A 10,975-nucleotide genomic window follows, 5' to 3' on the forward strand; every position below is an offset into this window, starting at 1 on the left:
GCGACTTCAGCAAACATTCAATCGACTCAACATGCAAAGAGTCTTAATGAGCAACAAAAAGGTTTAAATGCTCCACAGATGCCTTTAATCATCGGTGGACTTATTGTAGCAGCTATTCTGCTAATCTATTTAATGGTGACACAAAAGAGTATGCAGCCTATATTATTAGTATTAGGTCTATTACTTGGTTATACATTGTTTCATGCTCGTTTTGGTTTCACATCAGCATTTCGCCGACTTGCATCAGTTGGCAATGGGCAAGCATTACGTGCACATATGCTTATGCTAGCGGTGGCAGTAACGTTATTTGCACCAATCTTAGCATACGGCATTTCCTTCTTTGGAACAGGAGCAACTGGCTATGTATCACCAGTCGGTGTTAGTCTTGTTGTTGGTGCCTTTATGTTTGGTATCGGAATGCAGCTAGGTGGTGGATGTGCATCTGGTACATTGTATGCTGTAGGCGGCGGACGTTCTGTCGCGTTCGTGACGTTATTATTCTTTATTATTGGTTCAACAATCGGAGCAGCTCATCTACCATTTTGGACAGAAGAACTACCATCTTTTGCACCAATTTCATTAGCGACATCAACAGGTCTTGGATATGGTGGAGCTTGGCTTGTATCGATTATTCTATTTGGTTTAATTGCATGGATTACATTAGTGGTGGAAAGAAAAAGAAAAGCACCAAAAATGGCTCCACTGCCAACAACAACAGGCTGGAAGCGAATTTTTCGTGGTTCATGGCCATTATTTGCAGCAGCAATCGTGTTAGCTGTACTTAACGCTTTAACCTTAATGACGCGTGGTACACCATGGGGAATTACATCTGCTTTTGCTTTATGGGGTTCAAAAGTAGCGCAATTTTTCGGAATGGATGTAGCAAGCTGGGGGTTCTGGCAAGGAGCTAGTGCTCAAACGCTAGAAGCATCGATATTTGCTGATTCCACAACGGTTCTAAATTTTGGCGTAATTCTTGGTGCCTTTTTAGCGTCAGCTGCAGGCGGTCTTTTCAAATTTTCAAAAGTAACACTTGGTAACGTGCTTGCTTCCATCATTGGTGGATTACTAATGGGCTATGGTTCACGCTTAGCATTTGGCTGTAACGTAGGTGCTTATTTTGGCGGCATCGCATCCTTTAGTGTTCACGGTTATGTATGGGGAATTCTTGCATTGGCAGGAACCTTTGTAGCCTTGTATCTTCGTCCATTATTTGGACTTTCTGTACCAAAGTCGAAGGATTCTTTCTGTTAATTAAAGAGTAGTTTCATACCTGTTTTTTTACAAAATATGAACAAATGAGAAATTCCTGCAAATACTATAGTTGGTATTTGTGGGAATTTTTTTATTTTTGAAAAAATTCACTCGAAACCGTAGATAATGGATTTAATCTTTTTTATACTAGATTTTAAAGATAGTATTTCTAATAGAATGCTAGACCATTCATTGTTATTACATAAGTTTTTAAAAGTCTTCTTGGTTAACAAGATATATGATGGTTTGAGAAATGAAAAGGGGAGGAGGATATTGGATAGATAGTGTGACTGAATCAAGGGGATTTCAGTATTTGTTATTTGCACACTATCAATTGAACGCAGCAAAATGGTTAGGACTACATCATGCTGCTAATGCTAGTTTAACAGAGATTTACAAATACTTAATAGTAGATTAACAGAGAATTTCTACAATAAGGTAGAATAGTTGACAAAAACAGTGATAAATCGAGTAGCTTCATTTGCGGTCAACGGAACTAATTTGGGGGGAACTGTTTAATGAAGAGGAAGAATCAGTTTGCAATTCTTTTAAGCGCTTTTACAACACTTGCACTTTTAGTATCTATTGTTTTGCCTGTTAGTACATATGCTGAGGAAAATAGTGATAGCTTTAAGCTAACTATTATGCATATGAATGATACTCATGCACATACTGAGCTATTACCAAATATGATTACAGCGATAAAGGACGTTCGCATAGAAGATCCTGAAGCATTATTATTTAATGCAGGGGATGTTTTTTCCGGTACACTATATTTCAATGAATATCATGGACAAGCAGATTTAGCGCTATTAAATATGATGGATTTGGATGCAATGGTCTTTGGTAATCATGAGTTTGACCTAGGATCTAGTGAGAATGGTCATAAATCCTTATCAGAGTTTGTGTCAGCTGCAAAATTCCCATTGCTTGGCACAAATGTAGATTTTTCTGGTGACGCTTTTATGAATACGCTTTTCAAAAATGAGTTCACCGATTCACCAGAAGATGGAAAAATTTTTGATGGTATTGTAAAAGAAGTAAATGGAGAGAAAATTGGGGTTTTTGGTTTAACAACAGAAGATACAGCGAATATTTCAAGCCCGGTAAATGTTAAATTTTTAAATTATGTAGAAGAGGCAGAAAGAGCTGTACAAGCATTTCAAGAAATGGGAATTAACAAAATTGTTGCGTTAACGCATCTTGGCTATGATAGCAATCCTGATTTTGGCAATGACTTACTGTTAGCTAGCTATGTAGATGGGATAGATGTAGTAGTTGGAGGGCATTCTCATACACAGTTGACCGAGCCAGTTGTTGTAAAACAAGATGAGAACGGTTCAGAAAAAGACCCAACTGTTGTTGTTCAAGCATATCAATATTCGCAATTATTAGGCAAACTACAGGTGGAATTTGATGAAAATGGCGTAGTTATTGGGCAAGCTGGGCAGCTAATTGATGTTGCTAGTAAAGAAGCTGATTCAGAAGCTGCTGCTGTTTTAGCTCCATATAAAGAAACAATTGACCAGCTTTCTACACAGGAATCTGGAGCAATCGCTAAGAAAACGCTAGTAAATCCACGTCTTACAGACAGTGATGTAAGTGTCCGTGCAAATGAAACTGAATTAGGAAATTTAGTAACAGATGCAATGCTTGCAAAAGCAAAAGAAAGATATCCAGAAACAGTCATTGCATTCCAAAATGGTGGCGGAATCCGGGCGGCAATCGAGGAAGGTCCAATTACAATTGGAGAAATCATTGCAGTGCTTCCATTTGGAAATGACCCAGTAGTTGTGGAACTATCTGGTGAGGAAATTAAGCAAATTCTTGAGCATAGTGTAAGTCAAGCTCCAGCAGAAAGCGGTGGTTTCCTGCATGTTGCAGGCATGAAATTTACGTATGACAGTACAAAAGAGTCTGGCTCTCGTGTTGTATCCATGTATGTAAATGTAAATGGGGAATATCAAGAGATCCAAGCAGATCAAAAATATCTTGTAACAACAAATAACTTTACTGCTAAAGGCGGAGATGGATTTGACGTATTCGCTAAAGCATATCAAGAAGGTAGAGTCCAAGATATTGGTGAAATTGATTGGGAACAACTGCGCAAATATATGGTAGAGGATTTAGGTAAAGTGGTAGATCCTGTCCTTGAAGGAAGAATTACTGATTTACTTGGGGCAGATTCAGAAGCACCAGGGGATGAAGAGGGAGAAGGTACACCAGAGGAACCCGAAGCAGAAAATCCTGAAACAGAGGAACCAGAAGTGAATGATCCAGAAACTGGTGGCAATGAAGACGATAATAACGATACAGATACTTCAACTGATGAAACAGGTTCAGAATCGGATAATGATAATGCGAATAATGGAGATGAATCTGGTATTGGAAATGATACTGATTTAGTGCAGGATGTTAATGATAATCAAGGCTCTAAAGAAACAGTTTCCAATATTTCTGGTGGAAATGCTCTTCCGAATACAGCTACAAGTATGTACACAATGCTTGTAGTTGGTGGTATTTTGCTAGTAGCAGGTATTGCATTCCTTGTATTTAGAAAGGTGAAGTATTCTAAGGCTTAATTTTAAAAACATTTTCAAGTAAAATAGTCCTTTTGTTAAGTGCTAGTTATTTTAACAAAAGGACAATTTTTTATTTTTTGAATGAAAAAAATTAAGTAGAAGTAGAGTGGATGGTCAGAGCCCGCCATGACTTCGAAAAGGAGAAAAAGGAAACGAACGATACCTTTTAGGAGAGGAGAATTTATAATGGGAAAAATTACTTCCCAAAATTTAAAAATTTTTTCACCAAAGTATAGACAAAAAAAATAGATGTGTTAAAATTATCTTTAATTAGAGATAATTTATTTCAAAGTATTTTATCGACAGCAATCTCTAATCAGTTTGCCTTGAATCTTTCTAAAAGATTAAGGAGACTAATTTTTTTAATAAATATCTTGAATTCAAAGTAAAAAAACAAAAGGGAAATGGGAGGAATTTAAAATGGCAAAATGGACAGTAGATCAATCACATTCTAGCGTAGGTTTTGAAGTGAAACATATGATGGTTTCAAAAGTAAAGGGGCAATTTGGTTCTTACACAGCAGATGTAGAAGCTGCAGATTTAACAGACCTAACAACAGCTAGTATTGCATTCAAATTTGACGTAGCAAGTATTAATACACATAGCGAAGATCGCGATAACCACTTAAAATCAGGTGATTTCTTTGATACAGAAAAATACCCAACAATTGATTTTAAATCAACATCTATTACAAAAGATGGCGATGACTACAAAGTAACAGGTGATTTAACAATTAAGGACGTTACTAAGCCAGTAACATTTGACGTAGAATACGGTGGAAAAGGCACAAACCCATGGGGCGTAGAAGTTTACGGTTTCGAGGGAGAAGCAAAAATCAACCGCGAAGAATTTGGCCTTACTTGGAACGCAGTACTTGAATCAGGTGGCGTACTAGTAGGAAAAGACATCAAAATTAAAGTGGAATTAGAAGTAAACCCAGCTTAAGTAATTAGAGGGACGGTTCTTATGTATCTGAAAAGATGCGTGAGAACCGTTTGTCTTTATTTAAAAGGTTCTTTCATATAGATTGTTGCTATTTTTGTTTTTTTGACTTGATTATAATAAAAGATGGACTTCGCGATTCGTTTATTAAATCTGGCATTTTCTCTATACCTGCCAAAGTTGATTGTGGTTCGATTATTTTATCCAGTGAAAGCCCATGTTCAATCAAGGTATTTACTAATGTGGCAATAGTTCGATGATAAATAACCACCCTATCGTCAACAAACCAGTTGTGTACTCTGATTCCTTCTTCTTGATAATTATCTAATGCCCAATGTGATTTATTACCATCCTTAGTTTTTATCCAATGGTTGTTTCCCTTGCGAGCTGTTGCTATTGGATGTTCGGTTGAAAAAATAAATTCCCCATTGCTTTTTAATAGTTCATTAATTTTTTGAATCATTGCCGAGTAATCTTCAATGTAATGTATAGAGAGGGAACTGATAATCAAATCGAACTTTTGATTGGTTAGTACCATATCCTCCATAGGAAGACAAATAAATTCTAAGTTATCATCCTGATGTAACTTTTTAGCACGTTCAATCATATTTTGGGATATGTCTACACCTATTACGTTTTTTGCACCATTTTCTATACAATACTTTGAAAAATGACCATCACCGCAGCCTAAGTCTAATACCGATTTTCCTTTTAAACACGGGATTAATGATTTGATTGCTGGTTGTTCTATGAATTCATTTGCATTTATACCACTTTCACGCAAGGCTGTGTAGTTTTTGAAGAAATTTGGATTGTCGTAAATATTTTGTTTCACTTACCTCACTCCCTTGATAAGGATTTCATAAATTAAACGGACTTCTGCTTCCAAGTAAGTATACTAACCATACTTTTCCATAATTCAACATAATAATTTTGTAATCCTTTTTATATAGGAACGGTTTTTAGCAAGATAGCCCAAACTCAAGACTTTCACAATCCTGCCTGTTTGCTGAATAATCTACTGTAAAAATTATACCATATAAAGAAAATTTATCCTTGTATTCATTATATGCAATAATCTTTACGAAAAGAGCTGTAAAAAGAGAAAAGGTTTACATTTTCGCTTGAAATGAAAGAAAATTCTTCCTATAATAAAGACTCGAATGTGTTTATTCATTTTAGCAGATTAATAGGAAAAATTTTTTCTAATGAATGTAATCGCTACCATTTAAAGCGTTAGTAAAAATTAGAAATGTTTTACGAACATTTCAGAAAAGGTGTTGAATAGATGAATAACCATTAAATTATCTAAAGTTATATAATCCATTCCTTATTATTTTCCTCTCTTATATAAGTTGCATTTAATATTCCCATCAAGATATTACACAAAATAATCTGTCTCATTTTCAATAAAGCAGCACCAATTTCCTACTATATTAATGAAAGGTAATATTTTCGTCTGTAGGATAGAAAATTTCTTCTATAAAAAAGGGGGGAATTCATGAAGAATGCCAGGCAATGAATGAGGCTGCGAAGAAGAATAAACGAATTTTATCGGTTGTTGCCTAAAATCGATTTACCAATCCAATCATGAAATTGAAGCAGCTGTTGGATTCAAAATTAACGCAGCAATCAATCTCAAAAATGAAGCGTTAAGACTTCTAACCGCAGGAACTGCGGGGGTAGCCTACTAAGATAAGCGAAGGATACTTTGGTGTTCGTAGGAATCTCCCCCTTCAATCAGATCGTAAGGTGATAAGGGGTGAGTAGTTCAACAGTCGGCAAATACAGGAAAAGCAGTTAAATTACCATTTACAAAAGAAGAGCCATATTTTACAAGAGAAGGAATTCTTCAACACGCAAAGAAAGGTAGCGGAGATTTCTCCTCCAAATAACAATCTTTTTGAAAAGGGTGGTTAAAATGTTGACGAAAACTTTATATAAAGATGTACAAAGGCGTACTCTTGCATTATTAAATCAGGCAGGAATCATACTAAGTGAATCAGAACAAGCAGCTATTGAGGTGGCGGACTTTGGGTTAGGTCAATTAGATAGACAAGGATTGCAGCTGATCACTTATATTAATAATAATCATTATTGTGCGAAGGAATTAGTATTATTCCCAAATCAAACGTGTCCAGAACATAAGCATCCACCAATCAATGATTGTGCAGGAAAAACGGAGACCTTCCGCTGCAGATTCGGAAAAGTCTACTTATATGTGGAAGGGGAAGCGACAGCAAATATAAAGGCAATGATTCCAGAAGCTAGCAAAGTATACTACACCGTCTTTCATGAAATAGAATTGAATCCTGGTGATCAATACACAATTCCTCCTAATACCCTTCATTGGTTTCAGGCAAGTGAAGAGGGAGCTATTGTCTCTGAGTTTTCAACAACGAGTAGAGACGAACACGATATTTTTACCGATCCGAATATAAAGCGTATTCCTGAGATAAAGTAAATGGAGGGATGATTCTATTGCTTCCTTTTAGAGTAGTAGAACCATTCCTAAATTTGGGAGTGTTTTAGAATAAGAAACTATTATGATCGTATTTTTTCTTTCTATGTTTAATTAATTGACGAAAATCGCGCACCTACATAAAAATAGACATTTTTGCCATTAACGAAAAAGGAGCCACTCTTACCATGAATAAGAAAATGCTTTTTAATGATGGATGGGAATTTGCAAAAAGTAGTTTGGAAGTGACAGATAGCATCGGTTTAGAATTTACGCCAATTGATTTACCACATGATTGGCTTATTTATAATACGCTCAATCTCTATGAATCTAGCATTGGCTGGTATCGTAAAAGATTTACCTATTCGAAGCAAAAAGGCGAGCAGGTGCTGCTATGCTTTGATGGCGTATATATGGATTCCTCTGTGTATGTAAATAATCAGTTTGTTGGGGAATGGAAAAATGGTTATTCTTCGTTTGAACATGAGATAACAGAAGCGATGAATGAGGGAGAAAATGACATACTTGTGAAAGTAGTCTACGAAAGCCCCAATAGCCGATGGTATTCAGGTGCTGGAATTTACCGGAATGTTTGGCTGAAAACAAGAAAGACGAATCATTTTGTTACGGATGGAATTTACATTACCATGAATAATCAAGACAATCGTTGGCAGGTGGAAGTCGAGACAGAATTAGTGATCGATCAAGATGTGCAGCTTAGCCATTCTATTTTTTTCAAAAATGAAAGAGTAGCAGCTATCTCTGAAACGATTGAAGCTGGAACGGAAAATAGTGTATCTAATCTACAAAAGCTTATTGTCGATCATCCATTGCTGTGGAGCCCAGACGAGCCCCATCTTTACCAGCTTAAAACAGAATTGCAAATTACCAATCCAAAGTTAATGACAGTAGAAGCTGTTACTCAAAACATTGGCTTTCGAGCTATTGTTCTGGATCCAAAGCAAGGTTTCCGTTTAAATGGAAAAAGGATGAAGCTTAATGGAGTTTGCGAGCATCATGATTTAGGTGCATTAGGAGCTGCATTTAATAAACAAGCTTTAAAAAGAAGGTTTGAAATATTGAAAGAAATGGGTGTGAATGCAATAAGGACAGCGCATAATATGCCAGCAAAAGAATTCATGGATTTAGCTGATGAAATGGGTTTTCTTGTTATATCGGAAGCGTTTGATATGTGGGAAAGACCAAAGACGAAATATGATTATGCGCGATTTTTTAAAGAGTGGGCACCAATTGATGTAAAAAGCTGGGTCATGCGTGATCGAAACCATCCAAGTCTTTTGATGTGGAGTATTGGAAACGAGATTTATGATACACATGCAGATGAGAGAGGGCAGGCAATTACAAGAATGCTAATGGAGGAAGTACATAAATATGATCCAAAGCAAAATGCCTGGGTGACGATCGGCTCCAACTATATGCCATGGGAAAATGCTCAAAAATGTGCGGATATTGTGAAGGTAGCAGGCTATAATTATGGCGAAAAATATTATCATAAGCATCATGAAGAACATCCAGATTGGATTATATACGGAAGTGAAACGGCATCGGTTGTCCAAAGTAGGGGCATTTATCACTTCCCATATGAAAAATCAATTCTTGCAGATGATGATGAACAGTGTTCTGCACTTGGAAATAGCTCCACTAGCTGGGGTGCTAGGTCAACAGAAGCTTGTATTATAGCAGATAGGGATGCAGCTTTTTCTCTCGGAACTTTTATTTGGACAGGCTTTGACTATATCGGGGAGCCAACGCCTTATCATACGAAAAATGCTTATTTTGGCCAAATTGATACAGCTACTTTTAAGAAGGACTCCTATTATATTTACCAAGCAGCATGGACTGATTACCGTAAAAAACCGATGGTGCATCTTTTTCCTTATTGGGATTTTAGCGAAGGGCAAATGATAGATGTTCGTGTATGCTCAAATGCGCCGAAAGTGGAATTACAACTTAATGGGACTAAGATTGGTACTTATGCAATCGACCAGAAGCAGGGAACAGAGCTGGTAGGCTGGTGGAAGATTCCTTATGAAAAAGGGGAGTTAACAGCTATTGCCTATGATGAAGTAGGTAATATAATCGCATCTGACACGAAAGGCTCCTTCGGTGATGCAAAGAAAATTAATTTGAAAGCAGATAAGCAATTACTGACTGCAAATGGAACCGATATTGTTTTTGTGGAAATTGCAACAGAGGATCAGTATGGAAATTCAGTCGAAAATGCAACAAATCGTGTATGTGTAAATGTAACAGGTGCAGGGCGTTTGGTTGGTCTAGATAATGGGGACAGTACGGATTATGACCAATATAAAGGGATAAGTAGAAGGTTGTTTAGTGGCAAGCTAATGGCAATGATTGCTGCAACTACTGAACCAGGAAAAATTCAAATAGAGGTGACCTCAAAAGGATTAGATAGTGAAATCTTAGAGTTTGAATCTCTTCCAGCAAAGGCAGAGGAACTAGTTGGAATTTCTGCAACCATGAAAAATACAGATACACCAATAGTAATGGGAAGAGAAGAAGAAATGCCTCTTCGTAAAATTGAAATAATCAGTGATTCAGGGCAACTATTTGATCCAACTAGAACAGAGATGTTCGTACATGCCAAGCTATTACCAGCAAATGCCTCTTATCAAGAAGTAGAGTGGAGCGTTGTAAACGATGCTGGCATTGAATCGAATATTTCGAAGGTGGAAGTGGATGGAGAGAAAGTAAAACTCTTTGCTTTAGGAGATGGAGCATTTCGTCTTCGTTGTACGAGTAAGAATGGTACAGATAAAACGAAGTTAATTTCGGAACTAGAGTTTAAGGCAACAGGTTTAGGAAAAGCCTATAAGGATCCATATGGATTTATTTCTGCAGGTTTATATGACTTTAGAAAAGGCGAAGTGACCAATGGAAATGAACGAGGAGTCGCAACTAGTAGGGACGGCGAAACGCAAGTTGGCTTTCGTGAAATAGACTTTGGAAATTATGGGTCGGACAAAATTACGATTCCAATTTTTTCCCTATCAGATGACGAGTATCCAATCCAAATTTGGGAAGGGATGCCCGAAGAAGAGGACAGCATGTTATTAGCGGATGTAATTTATCAAAAGCCATCTAAATGGAACGTTTATCAGGAAGAGACATACCAATTGTCGAAAAGACTTCGTGGAATCAAGTCACTTTGCTTTGTTTTACAGCAGAAGGTCCATATTAGAGGTTTTTATTTCGAAAAGAAAAACCAAGCGTTTGAACGTAACTACGCATTTGAATGTAATCATATTTATGGGGATACCTTTGAAGTGAAAGAAAAAGGTGTAGAAGGAATTGGCAATAATGTTTCATTAACTTTTGAGCAATTTGATTTTACAGAAGCAGGTACAACAAAGCTAATTATTTCAGGGAGATCGCCAATCGAAAAAAATACGATTCATATACGTTTTGCAAATGAAGAAGGGGAAAGCAATCAAATGGTTGAATTTCCTTACTCCGATGGCTATGAAGAACGAGAATTTGAATTGGAGAAAATAACTGGTTTGCAAAAGGTAACATTTGTCTTTTTACCAGGCAGTAATTTTGATTTTGAATGGTTTCAGTTTAAGTGTTAGAAGGTTAAAACGAGGCTTACCGTTAAGTGCGGTGGGCTTTTTATTGTGGGTTAGGGAAAAGTGGTGTTCACCAAGGGGATGAAAACCGAAAAATCATGAGCGCAAGCGAAAAGTGGTGTTCA

At 36.8% G+C, this 10,975-nt stretch carries 7 protein-coding genes; 6 read left to right on the top strand and 1 reads right to left on the bottom strand.

Annotated elements, in window-relative coordinates:
* Positions 1 to 15: 15 nt before the first annotated feature.
* The 4 genes from RTL21_RS12200 to RTL21_RS12215 all read left to right on the top strand — a co-directional run bounded on the left by RTL21_RS12200 (position 16) and on the right by RTL21_RS12215 (position 4,781).
* Positions 16 to 1,254: a YeeE/YedE family protein gene (locus tag RTL21_RS12200; protein WP_312096169.1), complete on the top strand. Its 1,239-nt coding sequence runs from the start codon at positions 16 to 18 to the stop codon at positions 1,252 to 1,254.
* A 286-nt stretch (positions 1,255 to 1,540) separates the two neighbouring features.
* Entirely contained in the window at positions 1,541 to 1,672 is a 132-nt protein-coding gene (locus RTL21_RS12205) for a hypothetical protein (RefSeq protein ID WP_312096159.1), read from the top strand.
* A 100-nt stretch (positions 1,673 to 1,772) separates the two neighbouring features.
* A complete protein-coding gene (locus RTL21_RS12210) occupies positions 1,773 to 3,836 on the top strand; it encodes a 5'-nucleotidase C-terminal domain-containing protein (protein WP_312096160.1) in 2,064 nt (687 codons plus the stop codon).
* A 420-nt stretch (positions 3,837 to 4,256) separates the two neighbouring features.
* Entirely contained in the window at positions 4,257 to 4,781 is a 525-nt protein-coding gene (locus RTL21_RS12215; protein ID WP_312096161.1) for a YceI family protein, read from the top strand.
* Positions 4,782 to 4,869: 88 nt separating this feature from the next.
* Here RTL21_RS12215 and RTL21_RS12220 read toward each other — a convergent pair whose 3' ends face one another.
* The gene (locus RTL21_RS12220; RefSeq protein WP_312096162.1) at positions 4,870 to 5,613 is read right to left on the bottom strand and encodes a class I SAM-dependent methyltransferase; all 744 of its coding nucleotides are present in this window, start codon (positions 5,611 to 5,613) and stop codon (positions 4,870 to 4,872) included.
* A gap of 1,086 nt (positions 5,614 to 6,699) precedes the next feature.
* Between RTL21_RS12220 and RTL21_RS12225 the strand changes: the two genes are divergently transcribed.
* Both RTL21_RS12225 and RTL21_RS12230 read left to right on the top strand, forming a co-directional pair.
* The gene (locus tag RTL21_RS12225) at positions 6,700 to 7,242 is read left to right on the top strand and encodes a D-lyxose/D-mannose family sugar isomerase (RefSeq protein ID WP_312096163.1); all 543 of its coding nucleotides are present in this window, start codon (positions 6,700 to 6,702) and stop codon (positions 7,240 to 7,242) included.
* A gap of 185 nt (positions 7,243 to 7,427) precedes the next feature.
* On the top strand, positions 7,428 to 10,853 hold the full coding sequence (locus tag RTL21_RS12230) for a glycoside hydrolase family 2 TIM barrel-domain containing protein (RefSeq protein WP_312096164.1): 3,426 nt from the start codon (positions 7,428 to 7,430) through the stop codon (positions 10,851 to 10,853).
* Positions 10,854 to 10,975: the final 122 nt, after the last annotated feature.

The organism is Niallia sp. (assembly GCF_031978665.1).
In the GTDB taxonomy this organism is placed as follows: domain Bacteria; phylum Bacillota; class Bacilli; order Bacillales; family Cytobacillaceae; genus Niallia.

Excerpts from the sequence above, each read along its gene's own strand:
- RTL21_RS12210 (WP_312096160.1), top strand. The coding sequence starts at position 1,773 with ATGAAGAGGAAGAATCAGTTTGCAATTCTTTTAAGCGCTTTTACAACA.
- RTL21_RS12215 (WP_312096161.1), top strand. The coding sequence starts at position 4,257 with ATGGCAAAATGGACAGTAGATCAATCACATTCTAGCGTAGGTTTTGAA.
- RTL21_RS12225 (WP_312096163.1), top strand. The coding sequence starts at position 6,700 with ATGTTGACGAAAACTTTATATAAAGATGTACAAAGGCGTACTCTTGCA.
- RTL21_RS12230 (WP_312096164.1), top strand. The coding sequence starts at position 7,428 with ATGAATAAGAAAATGCTTTTTAATGATGGATGGGAATTTGCAAAAAGT.